This window comes from Streptomyces sp. NPDC048258 (assembly GCF_043201995.1).
Taxonomy (GTDB): Bacteria; Actinomycetota; Actinomycetes; order Streptomycetales; family Streptomycetaceae; genus Streptomyces.
The window spans coordinates 240,211-261,728 of record NZ_JBICZH010000007.1 but is presented as its reverse complement, the minus strand read 5'-3'; the positions used below and the strand labels follow the sequence as shown (position 1 = coordinate 261,728).

Here is a 21,518-nt window from a genome sequence, read left to right as displayed (position 1 = left end):
GCGGACAGAGGACTTCCCATGCTCTTGATCACCGGCGCCTCGGGCGGACTCGGCTCCCTGGTGGCGCGACGACTGGCCGACCGGCCGGACGTCCGCTTCGGCACGCGTGCGCCGGGCGGGCCCGGGCAGGTGCGGGTGGACTTCGACGACCCGGAGTCGCTCGACTCCGCCTTCGCCGGGGTGGACACCCTGCTGCTCATCTCCGCCGGGTACGGGGAGGACGACCGGGTCATCGCCCGGCACGGGGCGGCGGTCGCGGCGGCCGAGCGGGCCGGGGTGCGCCACCTCGTCTACACCAGCCTCACCGGGACCGGCGACCACCTGCCGTACGCGCTCCCGCACCGCTGGACCGAACGCCGCCTGCGCGAGTCCTCACTGACCTGGACCGTCCTGCGCAACGGCCTGTACGCGGAGCTGCTGGCCGCCCTGGCCGCGCCGGGCCCGGACGGGCTGATCACCGCGCCGCTGGGGGCCGGGCGGCTCGCGGCGGTCGCCCGGGAGGACCTGGCGGAGGTCGCGGTACGGGTGGCCCTCGCGCCGGAGGCGCACGCCGGGCAGGTGTACGAGCTGGTCGGCGACCGCGCGCTGGGCGGGGCGGAGCTGGCCGGGGCGGTCGGGGCCCGCTACGCGCCGGGCTCGCTGTCGCAGGCCCGGGCCGCGCTGGCGGCCACGGCCGCGCAGCCGTTCGAGATCCCGATGCTGGTGGCGACGTACTCGGCCATCGCCGCGGACTTCCTGGCCACCCCGGACGCCGGACTCCTCCCGAAGCTCCTGGGCCGCGCCCCTCGGCCCGCCCTGGCGGTATACGCGGAGTCGGCGTCCCGCCCATAGCCGCCCGCGGGACGACCCCGGCGGCGTAAGCGGAGTCGGCGTCGGCAACCTAGGCGTCTGCGGCGCCGCTCCTGGGGCTCCGCCCCAGACCCTCCCCCAGACTCCGTCCGGGGGGACCCCCACGCCTCAAACGCCGGCGGGGCTGGATTTTGGACCGTTTGAGGCGCGCGGCACGGGGCGGAGCCCCGATCTTCAGCCCCGCCCGGGCATACCCAGCCCCGCCGGTGTTTGAGGCGCGGGGTGCGGGGCGGAGCCCCGGTCTTTGAGCCGCGCCGGCGATCGAGGCGCACCCACCCGGCCCCCGGCGGCGGCGCCGCGGAATGTCAGACCGCGGTGGGACACTCGCACCCGTGAGCGAACACGCCGGGCGGTGGGCCCTCGTCGAGGACGGCGACGGGTGGTGGCACGCCGCGCCCGTGGACCCGGGCGCAGGCGCGCGGGTCAGCGTGCGCGAGCCCGCCGCGGCGGTACGGGCCGCGCCGGCCGGGACGCGCTGGGTCTGGCGGTCCACCACCGCCGTCTACCCCCGGCTACTCGCCGCCGGGGTACGGATCGAGCGGTGCTACGACGTCGAGGACGCCGAGCTGCTGCTGCTCGGCCACGAGGGCCGGTTCGGGGAGCCCCGCTCGGCGGCGGCCGCCTGGGCCCGGCTCAACAACGCCCCCGTACCGCCCGATCCCCCGCAGCGCGCCGCCGAGCCCGGCACGCAGGACTCCCTCTTCGACCCGCAGCCCGCCCCCGTCCCCCTCGACGCCCTGCTCGCCGTCCACGCCGACCAGGCGAAACGGCTCGACGCCACCACCCACCCCGACCGGATGCGGCTGCTCACGGCCGCCGAGTCCGCGGCCTTCCTCGTGGCCGCCGAGATGAACCGCGCGGGCCTGCCCTGGCGGGCCGACGTCCACCGCGCCCTCCTCACCGAGCTGCTCGGCGAGCGGTACGCGGGCGGCGGCGAGCCCCGCCGTCTCGCCGAGCTGGCCGACCGGATCTCCGCCGCCTTCGGCCGGCGCGTGCGCCCCGAGCTGCCCGCCGACGTCATCAAGGCCTTCGCCGAGGCCGGGATCAAGCTCAAGTCGACCCGCCGCTGGGAGATCCAGGAGCTGGACCATCCGGCCGTCGCACCGCTGATCGAGTACAAGAAGCTGTACCGGATCTACACCGCCCACGGCTGGAGCTGGCTCGCGGACTGGGTCCACGAGGGCCGCTTCCGCCCCGAGTTCATCCCCGGCGGGACCCTCACCGGCCGCTGGGTCACCAACGGCGGCGGGGCCCTGCAGATCCCCAAGGTGATCCGCCGGGCCGTCGTCGCCGATCCGGGCTGGCGGCTGGTCGTCGCCGACGCCGACCAGATGGAGCCGCGCGTGCTCGCCGCGATCTCCCGCGACCCCGCCTTCATGGAGGTGGCCGGCCGGCCCGAGGACCTGTACACCGCCGTCTCCCGCCAGGGCTTCTCCGGCGACCGGGACAAGGCCAAGCTCGCCGTCCTGGGCGCCGTCTACGGGCAGACCTCCGGGGACGGCCTCAAGAACCTGGCCGCGCTGCGCCGCCGCTTCCCCCGGGCCGTGGCGTACGTGGACGACGCGGCCAGGGCCGGGGAGGAAGGGCGGCTCGTACGGACCTGGCTGGGCCGCACCTGCCCGCCGCCCGCCGACTCCCCGGACGAGGGCGAGGCCGGGATCCCGCAGGACCGGGAGGACGCCTGGACCCCCAGCTACGCCTCGACCAACACCCGGGCCCGCGGCCGGTTCACCCGTAACTTCGTCGTTCAGGGCAGCGCCGCCGACTGGACCCTGCTGCTGCTCGCGGCCCTGCGGCAGACCCTCGCCGGGATGCGGGCCGAGCTGGTGTTCTTCCAGCACGACGAGGTGATCGTGCACTGCCCGGCCGAGGAGGCCGAGGCCGTCGCGGAGGCGATCCGCGCCGCCGGCGACCGGGCCGGCCGGATCGCCTTCGGCGACACCCCGGTCCGGTTCCCGTTCACCACGGCGGTCGTGGAGTGCTACGCCGACGCGAAGTGACCGCGCACGGCCTGGCTACCGGGTCTAGGAGTTCTCTGCCCGGTTCCAGCCCGGGGCGAGCGCCATCTCCTTCAGCTGTTCCAGCGTCAGCGCGGGCGTCTCGCGGGTGGCCGCGCCGCTCTGGTTGGCGGTGTTGTAGGCGGACACCACCACGCGCAGCCCGTTCGTGCGCAAGGTGTCGACGGTCCACTCGACCACGCCCTTGCCCTTCTCGGTGGGCCGCTGCGTGACCTTCACCTTGGTTCCGTCGGGCTGTGTCGTGACATCGGCGCCCTTGAAGCCGGAAGCGGTCTCGTTCTTGGTCACGTTGAGCTGGACCAGGGACATGCCCTTTCCGTCGTCGAGTACGACGTAGCCGTACCCGCCCTCGCCGCCCTTGGAGCCGACCGGGAGCCCGTAGCGGGCCACCTGGCGCTCCAGGGCCGCCTCGGCATCCATGTACGCCAGCGCGCCCGACGACTCCGGCTGGGCCTGTTCCCGCTCGGCGGGCGGCAGGTCGTTGAGCGCCGGGAGCCAGGCGGCCGACGTGACCAGGGCCTTCAACTGGGCGGTGGTCAGTGGCGGGTTCGGCCGGGAGTCCGGGGCGCCCTTCTCGGCGGGGGCGTTCGACTCCGACGCGTGGACCATGAAGCCCTGCGGGGTCAGGAGCACGGCCCGCCAGACCTTGGTGTCCACGCGGCGGTCCGGGTACTCGTAGCCCTGGTGGAGCAGCAGCTTGGAACCGTCCGCCAGCTGCTCGGTCCGGCAGTCGTCGTACCCCTGGAGGTTCTTGTCCCCGCACTCGGTCAGCTGGCGGGCGTTGCTGCCGTTCGGATCCACCCGGGAGAGGTAGACGCTGATGGCCGCCTTGCCGCCGCCGTCGTCGTACACGCCGGACACCATCGGCGGCTGGTCGGTGCCGTGCGCCTGGGTGTCGGTCAGCTTCCCGCCGGGCAGCAGCGCCTTGAACGCGGCGAGCAGCTTTTCGGCGGTGACCGCGCCGGTGCCGGCTCCCGCCCGCTTCGGGTCCGGGCTGCCGTTCTTGCCGGACCCGCCGTTCGGCAGGGCGGGCGGCGCCGCCACGTCGGCCTGGCGGCCGGAGCCGGAACCGTCGAGCAGGCCGCCGGTGTAGGCGCCGGCCGTCCCGATCAGGGCCAAAGCCAGCACCGATCCGCCGATCACCGAGGCCCGGCGGCGGGCCACGAGCCGCCGGCCGCGCTGCTCGCCGGCGTCCACGAGGGCGAGCCGGTCGGCCGTGAAACCGTCCCCCGCACGCCGGAGCGCTTCACCGAGCTCATCTTCAAAGGGCATGGGGAACCAAACCTTCCGTTTCAAGGTGGGTGAGGAAAGGGGCGCGGACCGGCGGTCTCAGATCTCCGCGAACTCGGCGAGGCTGCCGCCCAGTTGCTCCCGCAGCCGGCTCAGCGCCCGCGAGGTCCGGGTACGCACCGCCGCCGAGCTGACGTTCATCGCGTCGGCGGTCTCCTCGACACTGCGGTCCTCCCAGTAGCGCAGCACCAGCACCGCCCGGTCCTTCGGCGCCAGCCGCCCCAGCGCCTCCAGCAGCGTCAGCCGCAGCGCCGGATCGCCGGCGCCCGCCGCCCCGCCCGGATCGGGGAGCTCCCCGACCGGGCGCTCCCCCGCCGACCGGCGGCGCTGGTGGGTCAGGAAGGCCCGTACCAGCACCGTTTGCGCGTACGCCGCCGGATTGTCGATGCGCGAGATCCGCCCCCAGAGCAGGTACATCCGCCCCAGGGTCTCCTGCACCAGGTCTTCCGCGAGGTGGGTGTCCCCGCTCGCCAGCAGGCAGGCCGATCGGTACAGATGCCCCGACCGGCCTGCCGCGAACTCACGGAACCCGTCTCTGCGACCCTGCCGCATGTACTCCCCCTCGCGTCCGTCTCACCCCATTGACGCGACGGCGGTGCGGAAATGTTTCACCCCTTCTCGACCGGCGGTCGTCCCAGGTCGTGGAAGTAGACGTGGAACTCCTCACGGACGAAGCCCTCCGCCTCGTACAGACCCTGCGCGATCGTGTTGTCGTACGCGGTCTCCAGCTGTACGCCGGCCACCCCGGCCTCGCGGGCCAGGCGCAGCACCTCGCGCAGCAGCGCGCGCCCCGCGCCGGTGCGGCGGCCGGAGGGGGCCACGTACAGGTCGTTGAGGACCCAGGCGGACCTCAACGTGAGGGACGAGAACGTGCGGTAGACCTGCGCGAAGCCCACGGCCCCGGCCCGCGGGGCCTCGGCGAGCAGGACGAGGGACTCGCCCTTGGCGATCCGCTCCGCCAGGAAGGCGCGCGGGAGGTCCGGATCCTCCACGTCCACCTCGTAGAAGTCCAGGTAGCCGCGGAACAGCGCGGCGGCCGCCTCGACGTCTTCCTCCCCGGCCGCGCGGACCGTGACGGCCCCGTCGTGTGTCGCCCCAGCCCGACCGTTCATGTGCGTCTCCCTAGTCACTCCCGCGCCGCCGGGAACCATTGTGCGCGGCGGGCGCGACCCAGGGGTGTCTCAGTGCCCGACCGGCTGGGCGGGCAGGCTGAAGACGTGGTCGGGGGTGACGATCTTCGTGATCGCCTCGCCGAACAGCGTGCTGGGCTCGGATCCCTGGAAGTCGATGTCCGTGTTGAGCATCACCACCAGCGTGGCCTGCGGCTGCGGCAGGTAGACGGTCAGCGCCTCGTAGCCCGGCAGCGACCCGTTGTGCCCGATCCAGCCGTGGACGTTGAAGATGCCCAGGCCGTAGCCGGCGCCCGGCAGCGCCGGGATCACCTTCAGCCGCTGGGCCTGGGTGGCGGGGGTCAGCAGGGTCCCGGTCGCCAAGGTCTTCGCCCAGCTCCGCAGGTCGGCCAGGTCGGAGATCATCGCTCCGGCAGCCCAGCCCCAGGAGGGGTTCCAGTTCGTGGCGTCCTCGGTCTTCCCGGAGGCCGTCTGGTCCGTGTAGCCGTGGGCGTGCGGACTCGGGAACTCCGCGCCGGCGGGGAACAGCGTGTGCTTCAGTCCGGCTTCGGCGACGACCTCGCGGTTGATGTAGTCGGCGAGTTCGGCGCCGCTCGCCTTCTCCACGACCAGCCCGAGCAGGATCAGGTTGGTGTTGCAGTACAGGAACTTGGTGCCCGGCTCGAACAGCACCGGGTGCTCGAAGGCGTACGCGAGCAGCTCCTGCGGGGTGAAGCTCCGCTCGGGGTCGCTCGTCAGGGCCTTGTAGAAGTCTTCGTCCGCGGAGTAGTTGAACAGTCCGCTGCGCATCTCGGCGAGTTGTCGCAGGGTGATCCGGTCGCCGTTGGGGACCCCGTCCACGTACTTCCCGATGGGGTCGTCGAGTCCCACCTTGCCGTCGTCCACCAGCTGAAGCAGGGCGGTCACGGTGAAGGTCTTGGTCACGCTGCCGATCCGCATGTTCATGTCGGTCGCCATCGGCGCGCCGGTCGCCTTGTCCGCGACGCCGAAGGTCCGTACGTACTCGCCCTTCCCGGGCGCCGACAGGGCCACCATCACCCCGGGCACCCGGGCCTCGGCCATGACCTTCTTGACGGCCTCGTCCAGCTGGGCCGCCACGGCGGGGGTGAGCAGCGGGAACTCGTCGGAGGCGGAAACGGAGACCGAGGGCGAAGGATCGGGCGGCGCCACGTCCGAGGCGTGCACCGCCCCGGAACCCAGTGGTACGGCGATCAGAGCCGCCGCGGCCACGCCGACCGCTGTCCTGCGCAACCGTGCCGTCATGACCGGCCTCCTACGCGTGACGCCGATGCCCCGATCCCCACGTCCTCCCAACGTAGACCCGGCTCTCCGCCCGGGCGACCGGGCGGAGGGGTGACCCCCGGACGGGCACCGGCGGGGCGCAACCGGTATCGGGCCTGACGGCCCTCCACAGCGCCCCTCCCGGCATGCCTTGGCGTAGGGGCTGCCCTTTCCGTACCCGGCTTGACCGGGCGTCACGGCGAAGGCTCACACCGGCAATTGCCGCCGATGTGAGCCTTCGTCCGTTTCGGCTGCCAGAAGAGGCCGCCCTTCTCCGCGGCGGCGGCACGGCGATATCCCGCACGTAGAACGGCTGTAGATCGGCTGCGGATCCGCTGCGGATCGGCAGGGTCCAGGCTCAGGTGTGTCGAAGGGGGCCAGCCCCTCACGACAGACAGCAGAGAAAAGGGAGGTGGGCCAGATGAAGATCACTCTTTTCGAGGGCGTCTCCTGATCCCGGCCTTGGGATCGAGAGGGCCAACCCCTCTCGGCCGACTCCAGAAGAAGGGAGGTGGAACACCATGAAGATCACTCTCTTCGAGGGCGTCTCCTAATTCCGACCGTGCGAACGGTCCACGGCGCACCGACAGAGAAAAGGAGGGGAACACGATGAAGATCACTCTCTTCGAGGGCGTCAGCTGAATCTGACCGCGGGATAGGCGGGTGCAGATGCCCACGCGGCATCTGCACCCGCCCGCTCCCCCTCCGCACCACCCCAATCGACATCCGCAACGACGGAGGCACAATGACCGGCCACGACTGGTGGCACAACGCCAGCTTGCGTACCTCGGCGGCAGTCGGCGAGGGATGGCGGCTCTTCCAGGAGATCTACCTGCCCACTCAGTACGACGGCGGCGCACTGGAACGGATCCGGCGCACCAGGCTCGTGGAGTCCCTCGAACGCGCCGCGCACACTGAGCACTTCGGACCGCACCTGAAGGACCGGGCTGTGACGCACGAGAACGCGGAGGACGTTCTCGCCTCACTCCCCGTGCTGGACAAGAGCATCCTTCGCCACACGCCCGAGGCCATCACCACCGGGCTGGTCAAGGACTGGGACGAACTCATCGTCCACACGTCCGGCACGACCGGAGAACCCGTGTGGATCACCCACGACGAGACCAAGCTCACCGAAGCGACGGCCTCCAATCTGCGGATGCTGGAAGCGTACGGGCTCCAGCCCGGCCTGCGGGTCATCCGTGCCACCGCCGATCTGCGGCACGCCCCGATCGAGTTCGAGACGCTGCCCTACTTCGGCGGGGCGAAGGTCTTGCAGATCAACGTGTCGACCCTCACCGCCCGGGACGCCGACTACGTCGAGCGGCTGTGCGCCGACTTCAAGCCCGACATTCTCTGGGGCCAGCCGCTGGAAGTGCTGCTCGCGGCCCTGCGCGGGCGTGAGGGCATCCTGCGCATACCTCAGCTGAAGGCCGTCCTCACACACGGCGACAGTCTCGACGCGAATGCACGGGAAACCATCTTCCATGCCTTCGGCTGCCCGCACTACGACCTGTACGGACTCCAGGAGTTCGGCCGGGTGGGCTGGGAGTGTCCGCAGAGTCCCGGGACGTACCACATCGACGAGGAACGCGTGGCGGTCTCGGTCGGCGAGGACGGGCAGATCCTGCTGAGCTCCCTGACGAACACGGCGATGTCGCTGCTGAACTACCGGCCCGGGGACGGCGGAGAGCTGCTGCGCGAGCCCTGCCCCTGCGGCCGGCCGCACGTGCGGCTGACACGCATCGACGGACGCAAGCGCGCCCTGATCGCCGACGCCGAGGGACAGCTGGTCAACATCAAGCCGCTGCGCCTGATCCTGGAGAACGAGCCGCTGCACCGCTGGCAGGTACGCCAGGAGGAAGCGGGGAGGCTGGAGGTCCTCATCGTGCCGCTGGCGCCCGAGCACGCCCTCCGGATGACCGAGCGGCTGCACGCGCAGCTGGCCGGCGCGATGAGCCTCAAGGAGCTCACCGTGCGCCCGGTGGAGTTGGGCGAGCTGGCCACCGCGAGCGGCAAGGCCCCGCATTTCCGGCTGCTCGCAACCCAGCACGCGCTCAGCGACGCCGTCGCCTCCGGAGCCTCCAACTGGTGAGGTACACATGAGAATTGCAGTCATTGGCGTCGGCAGCATCGGATCCCACTACGCGGACTACCTGCGCAGGGCGGGCCACACGACGGTGACGGTGGACCCGCGCGGAACCTCGGACTTCGGGGACGTGGTGGAGATCCCCCGGAGTCTGGCGTCGGACATCGATGCCTGGATCGTGTCCACGCCGACCGAAACGCATCTCCACGTACTGCGCCGGATCGTCCGGGCCTCGCCGAACGCCCGCGTCCTGCTGGAGAAACCGGCTGCCCTCCCTGCGGCGATCCCTGATCTCGCCAGGGAAATCCGGGAAAACCCCGGGACGCGCATCCTGGTCAACAACGTGTACGGCCACAGCTCCGCCGTCCGGCTCTTCGCGGCGAAAGTACGGGCCATGAGCGCGACCGACCCGATCCGCGAAGTCACGATCGAATTCACCAAGAACCGGCAGGCGGACGTGGATGCCGGCCGTTTCGTGGACCGGCACTACGGAGAAGTCGGCTACGAGTGGTTCCACATGCTGGCAGTCCTGCGCGAAACCCTCGACCCCGCCGCGTACCGGTCCTTTCTGCAGAGTGCACCCTCGCAGGTCACCCAGGAAATTCGGGTCCGCACCACCGGACGGGGTTTCCCCCAGGTCAACCTGTACGCATCCATGAACGGGCTGGTCGGATTCCCGGAACTCGCCGGACACGCCCTCACCAACGCCCGGTCCCGGCGCCACATCGCGCGAGGCCACATTCCCTACGGAGCCGACCTCAGATATCGGTTCGCCCATGTGGAGCTTGCGTCGGGGGCCCAGGCAAGCCTGGTGTTCGAGCCGTACCACGCGGCAGTGGCCGACTACAAGAACGTCCATGTCGTCCGCACGGTCAGCAGGACGGGCGAGAAGCGCACCACGGACGTGCTGGGGAACCAGCTCAAGCACGCGCTGCTGGCGCAGTTGGAGGCTCTGACCGGCGCCAAGGGGGGAACGGCTCGCATCTACCTCCCGGAACACCGGTACATGGCCGCGCTGGCCAGGCGCGTCGCGCCCCGCGCCTCGCAACTCCCCACACAGACCCTCCGAAACCTGGATGAGGTGACGGCGTGATCGACGCCATCCTGGACGACACGACCCTGGACGATCTGTCCACCCTGCTCCGGCTGACCCCGGACATCTTCGCCGAGGTCGCCGCGAGCGAGGAGAGCCGGGACGCGGTCCGCAGACGAGTGGTGGACGAACTGCGGAGCGATCCCGCCGCGGATGAGGTCTTCACCCGCGCATGCTGCTTCGAGGCCCCTTTCGGGGAGAGCTGGATCCACGCACCGGGCACCACCGAGGCGTACCTCTCCCTGGAGGTGGCGTCCGAGGCCCTCGACACCGGCCGGCACCGGGCTCTGCTCGCCCGTGTCGCGTTGTCCACCTCCACCGCGCTGCCGTACGACTATCGCGCCATGGCCGCCGAACGCCTGCTCCCCCTGGGGCTCGGCGACTTCCGCCGCGACTTCGAGGAAGCGGCCGCCGCGCACGCGCCGCTGCCGATGCGGTCGCTGCGGGCCAAGGCCACCACCCGTACCGACGGCATCGACCACCTCTTCCCGATCCCCGAGACGGCCGAGCAGCGGCTCGCGCTGCTGGACCAGGCCTGCCACCTCAAGGTCAGGGAGAGCCGGCACCTCATCGCCACCAGGGTGCTGCAACTCCCCGAGCAGCACGGCATCGTCCCCGCGTACCTCTGCGCCGAAGCCGAGCAGTTGATCGCGAGGGACGCGGCCGCGGCCACCATCCGGCCTTCGGACTACCTGGTGTCCTGGGACCAGGAACTGGCCTCGGTGGACGGTCAGGCCCTTACGCTGGCCGAACTGCTGCGCATCACCCTGCTCTGCCCCGAATTCAAGCTGCCCGACGCCCGGGTGCGCCCAGCCCTCGTCTCGTTCTACCGGTCCGTGCTGCGCATCTCCGGGCGCTCGATCATCGGCTTGAGCGCTGGTGTCTTCCACGTCGAGCACGGCACGGCCGCCCACCCCTCGTACTTCTACATGGGGCGCGACGCCGTTCTGGGCAAGGGCTGCGTCGTCGACTGCGTCGGTGGGGCCGTGCTGCAGCAGGGCTCATTCCTGGGCGGCGGGTTCATGCCGATCCTCGTCCACACGCACAAACACATCCGCGCCAGCGGCGAACCGGGGGTGGCGGAGCGCAAGAAGGTACTCCCCTGCGTGTTCGCGGCGGAGGCGGGAGCACGCCTGCCGATGACGGCGATCGGACTCTTCGAGACAGCGGACTACCTGGAATCGGGGACGACGCCGTTCCCCGGCATCCGGCCCATCGCACTGGACTGAGACCCAAGGATGACCATGGAACGGAACACGAACGGGCTCGCCGTCGCCCCCGCCGGATTCACCTCGGAGAGCTGGCAGGCTTTCGCGCGCGACGGCATTCTCGTCATCGACGACGCACTGCCGAGCGCCGCCGTCGAGGCTCTTCGCGCCGCCATCGACGACCAGGCCAAGAGCCACGAGGGCAATATCGTCGCCGGCGACCCCCGATTCGCCGGTCTCATCGATCACCCGGCTCACATCGGTTACATGCACGATGTCTACGGCGACATGCTGAAACTGCTCAGGAGCGAGTACTTCAAGCGCGAGACGGGACAAGTGACCCGTAACGACTGGCACTTCGACGGTCCGCGCATGCTGCCGTTCCAGGTCTTCGGGGACCGGGTCCCGCTGCGCGTCAAGATCGGCTACTGGCTCACTCCGCTGCCGGAGGCCGGCATGGGCAACCTCGTCTACATCCCGGGCAGCCACCGCCGGGACCACCTGCCCCAGTACCACACCCATAACCCGCACCCCGAGGAGAAGCGCCTGATCGTACGGCCCGGCGCGATGACCCTGATGTGGGGAGGACTGTGGCACCGGGTCGACGTCAACAGCAGCACGACCACCCGGCAGAACCTGTTCCTGGAGTACGGCCCGTCCTGGGTGACCGCAAGCGACCGCGTCGTCTCGGACCCCGCCTGGGCGGAGCAGCTCCCCCGCGAACGGAGGATCATCATGCGTGCCTACCGGGAACAGAACCAGTGTGTGAAGCCGCCGGAGCGCGACGTCCCGCTCTACCTGCCCCGGGCCGGGGAGCCCGACGCGGAGGCCGGCCTGTACGCCGACCACGTGCCGCTCTCGCTGCGCAAGCGCAGCACGTGGCTGGAAATGCAGGGACTGGCATGACCCCCCTGCTGGAGATGTCGGACCTCTGGTACGCCTATCCGCACGCCGGACGCCACCGCGACCCGGTCCTGCGCGGCGTACAAGGCTGCCTCTACGAGGGGGAAACGCTGGCCGTAGTCGGGCGCAACGGCTCGGGCAAGAGCACCCTGCTCAAAATCCTCGCAACGGTGCTCCGTCCGACCTCCGGCCACCTGCTGCACCGGGGCCGCCGCCTCGGGCCGGCGCCCGCCCGCTACCGGGCCGGCGTCGGCTATTCGGCGGGCGCCCCTCAGGGGTTCTACCCGCGGCTGACCGCGGTGGAGAACATCCGCTTCTTCTCGGGCATGAAGGGCCGGATGCACTCGGCCCAGGAGGCGCGGCACCTGCTGGCCCGCGTCGGCCTGTCCGACAGCGCCGACACGACCTACGCGACGTTCTCGCTCGGCATGCGCCAACGGCTGCACCTGGCCCGGCTCCTGCTGGAGCCGTCACAGCTGTGGATCATCGACGAGCCGACCAACGGGCTGGACGGCGACGGCCTGCGGCTGCTGGAGGCGCTCCTGGCCGAGACGCCGGGGAAGACGAAGGTGGTCGTCAGCCACGACGAGGACTTCCTGGCCCGGGTCGCCACGCGCACCCTCGTACTCGACAGGGGGCGGGTGACGTGATCGGGTTCTCGCTCTTCCTCGTCCGAGTGCAGTGGATCGACCGCAAGGCGACCTCGTCGTTCCTGATCGGCATCACCCTGCAGACCCTGATGCTCACCGTTGCCCTGCACGGCCAGGCGACGGACGCCGGCCACGCGCTGGTCCTGGCCACCCGCGCGGCCTTGCTGACCTGCGTGACCATCGTGCTCCTCTCGGCCATGTCGAGCGTGCAGAACGAGTTCCGCTACGGAACGATGGAGAGCGTTCTCCTCGGGCGGCTCTCCCTGTTCCGGCTCCTCGCCGTCAGGGCGGCCGCCTGTGCGGTCGTGACCTCCCCGGCGATCGTGGTGCCGTACATCGGTGCGGCGGTGAAGTTCCCCTCGCTGATCGCCCCGCGTACCGCCGTGCTCATCGCGATGGTCTACGTCTGCCTCGCAGCCATCTGCTACCAGTCCACCCTGACGCTCTGCCAGTTCACCCGGCCCGCGGCCGCGGTTCCCTGGTTCCGCATGGTCCTTCTGGTCATCGGGCTGTCGGTGGCGCCCTTCCCCGGTGCGGACACGGCGGCGCTGATCCTGCCGTGCGGCTGGGTTCTGCGGTTCGCTGGGGAGACACGGGGGTTGACCACTGTGCTGACGTTCCTGATGGTCGCGATCGCGTGGACGGTCGCCCTGTGGCTGATCTTCCGCAACTCCGTGGGCCGCCGCATCGAACGCGCCCTCACCGATGGCCGGGCCGCTCTGTGAAAACCTGGACCCTCACCCGGCTCATCCTGCTCAACCGGGCCCGGCAGGAGGGTGGCTGGCAGTTCGCCGCGCGCCTGGTCCCACTGAGCCTGGGGAACATCCTGCTTCTGTTCGCGATCTTCACCGGCGCGAGCGGCCGCGGTCCGGACCTTGACGCCCTTGCTCTGCAGTACGGCTACTTCATCCCCCTGACCGCGCTGTCCGCGGCCGTGGGCACCTGGGAAGTGGAGCTGTTCGCGGGCGTGGCCGACGAGTACATCCTGCGCCCCGCACGCGTCATGGCCGCCCGGGTCCTGGTCGGGCTGGCGGAGTCCCTGGCCCCGTTCGCCCTGTTCCTGACCGTCCTCCTGGTGGTACCGGTGCCGGACCGCCGACGCCATCTGATCACGGCGACCCTGATGCTCTCCGTCTTCCTGCTCCTGGGGACAGCCCTCGGATACTGTTTCGGCTTCCGCCACGAGAAGGCCGTCAACAACTTCCTGGCCTCGGTGACCTGGGTCCTCGGCTTCGGCCCCGGCCCGTTCTTCGGCAACGAGGCCACCGGGGCGCTGCTGCTCTTCCCCGGAGGCTTCTCGTTGCGTGGCGACTTCCTCCTGGAATGGCTGAAGCTGGGGGTGGTCCTGGTCGCCGCCGCCGCTCTCCTGCGCTGGGGAAGTCGGCCGCGCCGGCATCGCTCCTTCGCCCGCTGACCGCCACGCAGACGTTCCGTAGATGGGATGTAGATGACCGCGGAGCAGGATGAAGGCATCAGCCGGCCCGTCCCGGGCACGTAGAGAGGAACCCCTCATGAGCCGCATCTCACTCCCGCGTCTTTGCCGCGCCGCCGTCACCGCCGCTCTCGTGGTCGCGATCGCGTCCGCCGTCCCATCGGTCTCAGCGCACGAGGGACCGGGCCGGCACGGGGCGACGGCGTACGACCGGGCGGGGGTGGAGGACGACCAGCTGCCGACCGACTGGAGCACCCAGGCCGACCGCCGTCCCGTCTTGGCATCCGACCCGCTGGACTGGAGCACCCAGGCGGGGAGCGGGCCGAAGCCGCTGGCGTAGGGCGAGGGCTCCGAAGCGGTCGGCCGGACCACGCCCCGCCGACTGCCCCGGGGCTATCCGCTATCCGCCCATGGCGTCCCGACCCGGGCCGTCTTCGGGCACCGGGAATCCCGAACCGGGTGCGCCCGTGCCCGTCATGAGCCGCTGGGCCTGGCTCGTCTCGGGCAGGCCGGCCTGGGCGAAGATCTCGAACGCCAGGTGGGCGTGGGTGTGGGACTGCGCCCGCAGGTCGAGATCGGACTCGGTCCGGGCGAGGGCCAGCAGGGCGTAGCCGTGGTCGCGACTGCGCTCGGCGGTCTGCTCCAGCAGTTCCACCGACCGCTGTGCCTCAGCGAGTGCCTCCGTCGGCCGCCCGGTGGCCAACAGCGTCTCCGCACTGCGAAACCGTGCCCGCGCCTCGTGCCCGGGAAGCCGCGCCCTCGCGCACACGCTCAGACACTGCCGGTAGGAGGCCAGCGCGTCCTCATACCGTCCCAGCGCGTGCAGGGCCTGTCCGCGCACGCACAACGCGTGCGCGGTGTCGCGTTCACCGGCCAGTTCGCGCAACGACACCAGCGCCTCGTCACAGGCGCGTACCGCCTCCTCGGCGTACCCGCCCCGGACCCGCACCAGAGCTGCGTTCAGCATGCTCGTCAGTGCCCCGGACCGGTGACCTGCCGCGCGTGCCAGTTCAACGGCCCGGTCGAAGTGACCGACCGCGTCCTCGTAGCGGTGCTCGAACTTGGCGATGACACCGAGATCGTTGAAGTGCTGGTACAGGATGACCGTGTCCCCGGCGCGGTGTGAGGCCTCGACGGCCCGCCCGGCCAGGGCACCCGCCTGCGCCAGCCGTGTCGCCTGGAGCGCCTCGTTGCCGCACACGAACAAGGCGCGTCCCGCGGCCCGGTCGTCCCCTGCGGCCTCGGCCGCGTCGGCCACCGCCCGCGCGGTCGCGGCCAGCCGTGCGTACGGGACGTCCCGGCCGAACGCGCTGTAGGCGATCAGGAGATCGGCCGCCGTGTTCAACACGTCGGATCCCGAGCCGGTCCGGTCGGCCGCGGCGAGCCGGAGCGTGTGGACCACCCCGTCGAACTCGGCCGCCATCCAGGCGCGGGCCTCCGCCACGTCCGTGAAGCGCGGACCCTCCGGGGCGCCTGGCATCAAGGTGGTGTGCACCGGATCGCCCGGGGCCATCTGCTGGAAGGCCGAGGAGGCCGCCCCCAGCAGATGGCCGAGCAGACGCCGCACCATGACAGCCGTCTCCTCCGCGTCAGCCGGGCGTACCTGCAGGGCGAAAACCCGCACCAGGTCGTGGTAGCGGTAGCGGCCCGGCAGCGGGGACTCCACCAGCGCGGCGTCCACCAGCGACTCCAGCACGCGCTCCGTCTCCTCCTCGGCCATCCCCAGGGCAGCCGCCGCTCCCTCCAGGGAGATGCTCGACCGGGCGAAGGACGCGAGTGACCGGAATACCGAGGCCTGCAGCTCGGTGAGCTGGCCATAGCCGAACTCGAAGGCGGCCGTGACGGTCATGTCGCCGGCCCGCAGCTCGCTCAGCCGACGCCGCTCATCGGCCAGCCTGGCCAACAGGTCCGCCACCGACCAGCCGGGCCGGGCCGCCAGCCGAGCGGCCACGATGCGCACCGCCAGCGGAAGATGACCGCACGCGGCCACCAGCTCCCTGGCCGCCTCGGCCTCCCGACGGACCTGCTCCTCACCGGTGATCCGCCGGAGCAGGGCCAGCGCCTCGTCCGGACTGAAGACCTCCAGCGGGACATGCGCGAACGCGGAGAGCCCGGCGAGGTGGGGGCGGCTCGTGACGATCACCGCGCAGCCGGCCGAGCCCGGAAGCAGCTGCATGACCTGCGCCACGTCCCGCGCGTCATCGAGCAGCAACAGCACCTTGCGGTCGTCCAGCACGGTCCGGAACAGGCGACCCCGGTCCTCCGGATCGCGCGGGATCTCCTGCCCCGGAACCCCCAGCGCCGCCAGGAAGCTCCCCAGCACCGCGCCCGGCTCGGCCGCGTCCACTCCCGTGCCCCGTAGATCGGCATGGAGCTGCCCCTCGGGAAAGTGCTCCTTGACCAGGTGCGCGACGTGCAGAGCCAATGTGGTCTTGCCTATCCCGCCCATACCGCTGACGGCCGCCACCGCCAGTGCGTCGCGGCCGGGTCGCGTCAAGCCCGCGCACAGTTCGGCCACCAGCCCGGTCCGGCCGCTGAAATCGCCCGCATCCGGAGGAAGCTGGGCTGGCCGTTGCAGTACGCGCACGGGGGGAGGCGTGATCTGCCGCGGCGACGGCTCGGCCACATCGTGCGCACAGGGCGGGGCATCCAGGTCCGGATCATTGGCCAGGATCCGCTCGTGCAGATCGCGCAGCTCGGGGCCGGGGTCCAGCCCCAGCTCCTCACTCAGCACCTGCTGGGCCCTGGTGAACACCGCGAGCGCGTCGGCCTGCCGCCCGGACGCGTACAGCGCGCGCATCAGATATCCGTGAGGCCGCTCCCGGAGCGGATGCTCCCAGGTGAAGGCGGTCAGATTCGGAATCACACTCTCATGGCGGCCCATCAGCAGATGCAGCCCGAACCGTCTTTCCTGGAGCATCAAATGGAGTTCCCTGAGCCGAAAGCGCTCACTGTCGGCGAACGGCCCCGGAATCCCCGCCAAAGGCTCCCCCCGCCACAACTCCACTGCTTCGTCCAGCAGCCCCGCACGCTCTTCCAGCCGCTCGGCACCGTCAGCCTGGGCGGCGGCCGCCAGCTGTTCGGCGCGGTGCGCGTCCACCGCGGACGCCGGCACCGCCAGCCGGTATCCGTCACCGGCGGAGACCACCAGGTCGGAGCCGAGGCGCTGGCGCAGCCGCCACGCGTAGGTACGCAGGATCGTCACCGCGGACTCCGGGGGCCGCTCCCCCCACACGGCTCCGACCAACTCGTGCAGGGGCACCGCGAATCCCGCCCGCAACGCCAGCACAGCGAGCATGGCCTGCTGCTGGCGTGGCCCGGCCGGCACGTCCGCCCCGTTCACGCGAATCGACACGGCTCCGAGCACACTGAATTCCACGCCCTCCCCCACGGTCACGCTTCCCCCTCCTCACGGCGGTCGTCCGAAGGAACGACCTGAACAACGCACCGCGATCATGTCCCGCGATTCCGCGCCAGAGCAAGAAATGCCCGTCGACCGGAGAGGCGTGCAAGACCGTTTCGGGCCGACATCCCCGGCCGGGGTGTCAGGACAGGGCATCCCCTGCCGGGGTCAGGACAGGGCCGCACGCCATTCCGCGACAGCTGCCGGCGAAACCGGGCGGTCCCACCCGGAGGGCCTGGCCGCGCCGCCGATGTGGAAGCCGTCGATCCCCGCACCCCGCAGCGCCGGCAGGTGCTCCAGCGCGAGCCCGCCGCCGACCAGGATCTGCCCGGTGTACGCCGGCTCCTCCCGCCGCGCCGCCTCGGCCAGCAGCACCGGCAGGCCCACCTCGACCCCTGCGCCGACCCCGCCGTCAGGTACGTGTCTTCCTAGTGGTCTTGACCGGAGTCCCGAGCTCTGCCGCCGGCACGAGCGCCACCTCCACGGTCGATTCCTCAGCCGCCGCGCACGGTCCACCACTTGCACGTCAGCCTCCGGCTTATGGGAACCCCCAAAAAAGCCTTCCGGAGGACCGGCGGTGTCTTCACCGCGGATGAGACCCTGGCAGCATCCTGGCGTCGGACGCCTTCAGCCATCCGCTTGTCCACCGCTCTGCACGCTCACTGTCCGCCTGTCCACCGGTTGTCCACCGGTGGCGATCATGGCGCTTCAAAAGAGGTGCCCCGTCGCTGCGAATTAATCTTGAAAAGCACAAAACCCCAGGTCACGGCGAGTGAGTCCTGGGGTTTCGTAGAGCCGCCTTCGGGATTCGAACCCGAGACCTACGCATTACGAGTGCGTTGCTCTGGCCAACTGAGCTAAGGCGGCACCGCTGGTCAGACAAGTATTCCCCCGGAGAGGCGTGCTCATCAGCAGCGGCGCCAAGTCTACAGGGTGTGGACGGGTGCCCCGAACCGGGTTGCCCGGGGTCGGAAATGGGTCACATACCGGGGCGGATACGGCAGGTCAGGCGCATCCGACTCCGTGCACGCCGCTTCGCCCCCGAAGGGCCCGCGCCGTGATCGTTCGAGACCGCCGGGTCAGCACTTCTTGCCGTCCGCCGGGACCTTGCCCTCCAGCAGGTACTGGTTGATCGAGGTGTCGATGCAGTCGCTGCCGCGCCCGTACGCCGTGTGGCCGTCGCCGTCGTACGTGAGCAGCGTGCCCGAGTCGAGCTGGCCCGCCAGGGCCTGGGCCCACTTGTACGGGGTCGCCGGGTCTCGCGTGGTGCCCACCACCAGGATCGGCGCGGCGCCCTTCGCGGTCAGCGGCTTCGCCGTGCCCGTGGCCTTCACCGGCCAGTACGCGCAGTTCAGCGAGGCCCAGGCCAGGCCGGCGCCGAAGACCGGGGAGGCCTTCTCGAAGGACGGCAGGGCGGCCTGGACCGCGTCCGGGCCGGTGAAGGCCGGGGGCTGGTCCAGGCAGTTGACGGCGGCGTTCGCGAACATCAGGTTCGCGTACTTGCCGTCCGGCTCGCGCTCGTAGTAGCTGTCGGCCAGGCTCAGCAGGCCGGCCCCGTCGCCGTTCATCGCCTCCGTGAGCGCCTCGCGCAGCTGCGGCCAGGCGCTCTCGTCGTACAGCGCCGCGATCACCCCGGTGGTCGCGAGGGTCTCGCCCAGCGGACGGTCCGCCTCCCCGGTCGGCACGGGCTGGGCGTCGACCTTGCGGAAGAACTCCTTCAGGCGCGCCGCCACCGCGTCCGGGCCGCCCTTGCCGAGCGGGCAGCCGGGCTGCTTCGCGCAGTCCTTGGCGAAGGCGGTGAAGGCCGTCTCGAAGCCCTCGGTCTGGTCCCGGTTCAGGTCCACCGCCGGGCGGCTGGGGTCCATGGCCCCGTCCAGGACCAGCCGGCCGACCCGGGACGGGAAGAGCTCCGCGTACGTCGCCCCGAGGAAGGTGCCGTACGAAGCCCCGACGTAGGCCAGCTTCTCGTCGCCGAGCACCGCGCGGAGCAGGTCCATGTCCCGGGCGGCGTCGACCGTCGAGACGTGCGGCAGGACCTTCTGCGAACGCGCCTGGCAGCCGGCGGCGAACTCCTTGAAGGAGGCCACCAGCAGGGCCCGCTCGGCCGCGTCGTCCGGCGTCTGGTCCACCTGCGTGTACTTGTCCATCTCCGGGCCGGTCAGGCACTCGACGGGGCTGCTGCGGTCCACCCCGCGCGGGTCGAAGGAGACCATGTCGTACCGGGCGCGGACGGGCGCGGGGTAGCCGATGCCCGCGTACGACTGCAGGTACCCGATGCCGGAGCCGCCCGGGCCGCCCGGGTTGACCACCAGGGATCCGAGCCGCTTGCCCGGGCCGGTGGCGGGCCGACGGGCCACCGCGATGTCGACGTCCTGGCCGGAGCCGGCGTTCGCGTAGTCGAGCGGGGCCTTCATGGTGGAGCACTGGAACCCGGGTACACCGCAGTCGCGCCAGGTCAGCTTCTGCTCGTAGTACGGGCGCAGCGCCGCCGGATCGGGGGACGGCTGGGCGGACGGCGCGGCGGATCCCCCTTCGGAGGACGCGGCGGCCCGGGGTCCCCCCGACCCGCCCGACGTGCATCCGGAGAGCAGCAGCCCGGCGGCTGCGATCACGGTCCCGGTGGTACGCAGCAGGCGACTGGTGTCCATCCTCGGAGCCTACGTCCTGCCGGCCGGGACCAGGAGGGGCTCCTGCACCGGACGGCGGCGCGCCTTCCGTGGCCCGTGCCGGGCAGGGCACGGGCCGGACGCGTCCCGCCCCCGGCGCCCGGTCCGCCCGTACGGGTGAGCCGGTCAACCGGGCGGGGACCGGGCACGGCGGTCCGGTGCCCAGCCCGCTGGTCGGAGCAGGGCCAGGCCGGCGGTCGGAGCAGGTGGCCGGATCAGGCGGTCGGATCAGGCGGTCGGATCAGGCAGTCGGACCGGCAGACCAGCGGTCAGCCCGCGCGCAGCGACATCGTCATCGCCTCGACCGCGAGGAGGGGGGCCACGTTGCGGTCCAGGGCGTCCCGGCAGGCGATGATCGCCTCGATCCGGCGCAGGGTCCGCTCGGGACCCGAGGCGCGGGCGATCCGGTCGAGGTCCGGCCGTATCTCCTCATTGGCGATGGCCACGGACGAGCCGAGCTGCAGGGCCAGCACGTCCCGGTAGAAGCCGGTGAGGTCGGTCAGGGCCAGGTCGAGGCTGTCGCGCTGGGTGCGGGTACGGCGGCGCTTCTGCCGGTCCTCCAGCTCCTTCATCACGCCCGCCGTGCCACGCGGCATCCGGCTGCCCGCGCCCGCTCCGGCGCCGAGCGCGGCCCTCAGCTCCTCGGTCTCCTTCGTGTCGACCTCCTCCGCGACCTGCTTGGCATCCTCGGCGGCGGCGTCGACCAGCTCCTGCGCGGCCTTGAGGCAGCCGCCCACATCGTCGACGCGGAGCGGGAGCCTGAGCACGGCGGACCGGCGGGAACGGGCGGCCTCGTCGGTGGCGAGCCTGCGGGCCCGGCCGATGTGCCCCTGGGTCGCGCGGGCGGCGGCCGCCGCGGCGGCGGGCTCGATGCCATCGCGCCGGACCAGCACCTCGGCGACGGCGTCGACGGGCGGGGTGCGCAGCGTCAGGTGCCGGCAGCGGGAGCGGATCGTGGGCAGCACGTCCTCCAGCGAGGGCGCGCACAGCAGCCACACCGTCCGCGGGGCGGGCTCCTCCACGGCCTTGAGGAGCACATTGCCCGCGCCCTCGGTGAGCCGGTCGGCGTCCTCCAGGACGATGACCTGCCAGCGGCCGACGGCCGGGGAGAGCTGCGCCCGGCGGACCAGGTCGCGGGTCTCCTTCACACCGATGGACAGGAGATCGGTGCGGACGATCTCCACATCGGCGTGCGTACCGATCACGGTGGTGTGGCAGCCTTCGCAGAACCCGCAGCCCGGCTGGCCGCCGAGGGCCCGGTCGGGGCTGGTGCACTGCAGGGCGGCCGCGAAGGCACGGGCGGCGGTGGACCGCCCGGAGCCTGGCGGCCCGGTGAACAGCCAGGCGTGCGTCATCTTGTTCGCGGCGGGCGGCGCCGTACCGTCCGAGATGGCGGTGACCAGGGCGTCGGCATCACGGGCGGCGGCGGCCAGCTGCGTCTGGACCCGCTCCTGTCCCACCAGGTCGTCCCATACGGGCATCCCGCCCACCACCTTTCACTCTCCGTGC

At 71.5% G+C, this 21,518-nt stretch carries 17 protein-coding genes, 1 tRNA gene and 1 pseudogene; 10 read left to right on the top strand and 9 right to left on the bottom strand.

The window, feature by feature from the left end:
• The first annotated feature begins 18 nt into the window (after positions 1-18).
• Both ACGFYQ_RS18850 and ACGFYQ_RS18845 read left to right on the top strand, forming a co-directional pair.
• A complete protein-coding gene (locus tag ACGFYQ_RS18850) occupies positions 19-831 on the top strand; it encodes an NAD(P)H-binding protein (protein ID WP_393745166.1) in 813 nt (270 codons plus the stop codon).
• 320 nt (positions 832-1,151) lie between these two features.
• Entirely contained in the window at positions 1,152-2,849 is a 1,698-nt protein-coding gene (locus tag ACGFYQ_RS18845; RefSeq protein WP_393745164.1) for a bifunctional 3'-5' exonuclease/DNA polymerase, read from the top strand.
• 24 nt (positions 2,850-2,873) lie between these two features.
• Here ACGFYQ_RS18845 and ACGFYQ_RS18840 read toward each other — a convergent pair whose 3' ends face one another.
• From ACGFYQ_RS18840 to ACGFYQ_RS18825, 4 genes are all read right to left on the bottom strand, one after another.
• Entirely contained in the window at positions 2,874-4,139 is a 1,266-nt protein-coding gene (locus ACGFYQ_RS18840; RefSeq protein ID WP_393745162.1) for a hypothetical protein, read from the bottom strand.
• Positions 4,140-4,196: 57 nt separating this feature from the next.
• A complete protein-coding gene (locus tag ACGFYQ_RS18835; protein ID WP_393745160.1) occupies positions 4,197-4,709 on the bottom strand; it encodes a SigE family RNA polymerase sigma factor in 513 nt (170 codons plus the stop codon).
• A gap of 56 nt (positions 4,710-4,765) precedes the next feature.
• Positions 4,766-5,269 carry a GNAT family N-acetyltransferase gene (locus tag ACGFYQ_RS18830; protein ID WP_393745158.1) on the bottom strand — a complete coding sequence of 168 codons (504 nt, stop codon included), beginning with the start codon at positions 5,267-5,269 and terminating at the stop codon, positions 4,766-4,768.
• A 69-nt stretch (positions 5,270-5,338) separates the two neighbouring features.
• Entirely contained in the window at positions 5,339-6,550 is a 1,212-nt protein-coding gene (locus tag ACGFYQ_RS18825; RefSeq protein WP_393745156.1) for a serine hydrolase domain-containing protein, read from the bottom strand.
• Positions 6,551-7,313: 763 nt separating this feature from the next.
• On the opposite strand from ACGFYQ_RS18825, the gene ACGFYQ_RS18820 reads away from it, so the two are divergent.
• The 8 genes from ACGFYQ_RS18820 (at position 7,314) to ACGFYQ_RS18785 (ending at position 14,280) form a co-directional block, all read left to right on the top strand.
• The gene (locus ACGFYQ_RS18820; protein WP_393745154.1) at positions 7,314-8,660 is read left to right on the top strand and encodes a phenylacetate--CoA ligase family protein; all 1,347 of its coding nucleotides are present in this window, start codon (positions 7,314-7,316) and stop codon (positions 8,658-8,660) included.
• A 7-nt stretch (positions 8,661-8,667) separates the two neighbouring features.
• Positions 8,668-9,747, top strand: coding sequence for a Gfo/Idh/MocA family oxidoreductase (locus ACGFYQ_RS18815; RefSeq protein ID WP_393745152.1), 1,080 nt, complete (start codon positions 8,668-8,670; stop codon positions 9,745-9,747).
• Entirely contained in the window at positions 9,744-10,976 is a 1,233-nt protein-coding gene (locus ACGFYQ_RS18810) for a hypothetical protein (RefSeq protein WP_393745150.1), read from the top strand. The genes ACGFYQ_RS18815 and ACGFYQ_RS18810 overlap by 4 nt, the downstream gene beginning before the upstream one ends.
• 15 nt (positions 10,977-10,991) lie before the next feature.
• On the top strand, positions 10,992-11,861 hold the full coding sequence (locus tag ACGFYQ_RS18805) for a phytanoyl-CoA dioxygenase family protein (RefSeq protein WP_393745148.1): 870 nt from the start codon (positions 10,992-10,994) through the stop codon (positions 11,859-11,861).
• Positions 11,858-12,508 carry an ATP-binding cassette domain-containing protein gene (locus tag ACGFYQ_RS18800; RefSeq protein WP_393745146.1) on the top strand — a complete coding sequence of 217 codons (651 nt, stop codon included), beginning with the start codon at positions 11,858-11,860 and terminating at the stop codon, positions 12,506-12,508. Before ACGFYQ_RS18805 ends, ACGFYQ_RS18800 begins: the two co-directional genes overlap by 4 nt.
• Positions 12,505-13,233 (top strand): hypothetical protein, encoded by a 729-nt coding sequence (locus ACGFYQ_RS18795; RefSeq protein WP_393745144.1) that lies wholly within the window; start codon positions 12,505-12,507, stop codon positions 13,231-13,233. Before ACGFYQ_RS18800 ends, ACGFYQ_RS18795 begins: the two co-directional genes overlap by 4 nt.
• On the top strand, positions 13,230-13,922 hold the full coding sequence (locus tag ACGFYQ_RS18790; protein WP_393745142.1) for a hypothetical protein: 693 nt from the start codon (positions 13,230-13,232) through the stop codon (positions 13,920-13,922). Before ACGFYQ_RS18795 ends, ACGFYQ_RS18790 begins: the two co-directional genes overlap by 4 nt.
• A 97-nt stretch (positions 13,923-14,019) precedes the next feature.
• On the top strand, positions 14,020-14,280 hold the full coding sequence (locus ACGFYQ_RS18785) for a hypothetical protein (RefSeq protein ID WP_393745140.1): 261 nt from the start codon (positions 14,020-14,022) through the stop codon (positions 14,278-14,280).
• 60 nt (positions 14,281-14,340) lie between these two features.
• Here ACGFYQ_RS18785 and ACGFYQ_RS18780 read toward each other — a convergent pair whose 3' ends face one another.
• From ACGFYQ_RS18780 to ACGFYQ_RS18760, 5 genes and pseudogenes are all read right to left on the bottom strand, one after another.
• Entirely contained in the window at positions 14,341-17,337 is a 2,997-nt protein-coding gene (locus ACGFYQ_RS18780; protein ID WP_393745138.1) for a BTAD domain-containing putative transcriptional regulator, read from the bottom strand.
• Between the two features lie 174 nt (positions 17,338-17,511).
• Positions 17,512-17,768 (bottom strand): annotated as a pseudogene (locus tag ACGFYQ_RS18775) (copper homeostasis protein CutC); the annotation flags it as partial.
• Positions 17,769-18,136: 368 nt separating this feature from the next.
• Positions 18,137-18,210, bottom strand: a tRNA-Thr gene (locus tag ACGFYQ_RS18770).
• 212 nt (positions 18,211-18,422) lie between these two features.
• Complete coding sequence (locus ACGFYQ_RS18765; protein ID WP_393745137.1) at positions 18,423-19,991, bottom strand: alpha/beta hydrolase; 1,569 nt, start codon at positions 19,989-19,991, stop codon at positions 18,423-18,425.
• A gap of 287 nt (positions 19,992-20,278) precedes the next feature.
• Positions 20,279-21,490, bottom strand: a complete 1,212-nt coding sequence (locus tag ACGFYQ_RS18760; RefSeq protein WP_393745135.1) for a DNA polymerase III subunit delta' — start codon at positions 21,488-21,490, stop codon at positions 20,279-20,281.
• Positions 21,491-21,518 lie beyond the last annotated feature (28 nt).

Bases quoted from the DNA above. Each gene is read 5' to 3' on its own strand.
- ACGFYQ_RS18850 (WP_393745166.1), top strand. From the start codon at position 19: ATGCTCTTGATCACCGGCGCCTCGGGCGGACTCGGCTCCCTGGTGGCG.
- ACGFYQ_RS18760 (WP_393745135.1), bottom strand. From the start codon at position 21,490: ATGCCCGTATGGGACGACCTGGTGGGACAGGAGCGGGTCCAGACGCAG.
- ACGFYQ_RS18830 (WP_393745158.1), bottom strand. From the start codon at position 5,269: ATGAACGGTCGGGCTGGGGCGACACACGACGGGGCCGTCACGGTCCGC.
- ACGFYQ_RS18840 (WP_393745162.1), bottom strand. From the start codon at position 4,139: ATGCCCTTTGAAGATGAGCTCGGTGAAGCGCTCCGGCGTGCGGGGGAC.
- ACGFYQ_RS18820 (WP_393745154.1), top strand. From the start codon at position 7,314: ATGACCGGCCACGACTGGTGGCACAACGCCAGCTTGCGTACCTCGGCG.
- ACGFYQ_RS18805 (WP_393745148.1), top strand. From the start codon at position 10,992: ATGGAACGGAACACGAACGGGCTCGCCGTCGCCCCCGCCGGATTCACC.
- ACGFYQ_RS18800 (WP_393745146.1), top strand. From the start codon at position 11,858: ATGACCCCCCTGCTGGAGATGTCGGACCTCTGGTACGCCTATCCGCAC.
- ACGFYQ_RS18765 (WP_393745137.1), bottom strand. From the start codon at position 19,991: ATGGACACCAGTCGCCTGCTGCGTACCACCGGGACCGTGATCGCAGCC.
- ACGFYQ_RS18815 (WP_393745152.1), top strand. From the start codon at position 8,668: ATGAGAATTGCAGTCATTGGCGTCGGCAGCATCGGATCCCACTACGCG.
- ACGFYQ_RS18825 (WP_393745156.1), bottom strand. From the start codon at position 6,550: ATGACGGCACGGTTGCGCAGGACAGCGGTCGGCGTGGCCGCGGCGGCT.
- ACGFYQ_RS18785 (WP_393745140.1), top strand. From the start codon at position 14,020: ATGAGCCGCATCTCACTCCCGCGTCTTTGCCGCGCCGCCGTCACCGCC.
- ACGFYQ_RS18845 (WP_393745164.1), top strand. From the start codon at position 1,152: ATGTCAGACCGCGGTGGGACACTCGCACCCGTGAGCGAACACGCCGGG.
- ACGFYQ_RS18835 (WP_393745160.1), bottom strand. From the start codon at position 4,709: ATGCGGCAGGGTCGCAGAGACGGGTTCCGTGAGTTCGCGGCAGGCCGG.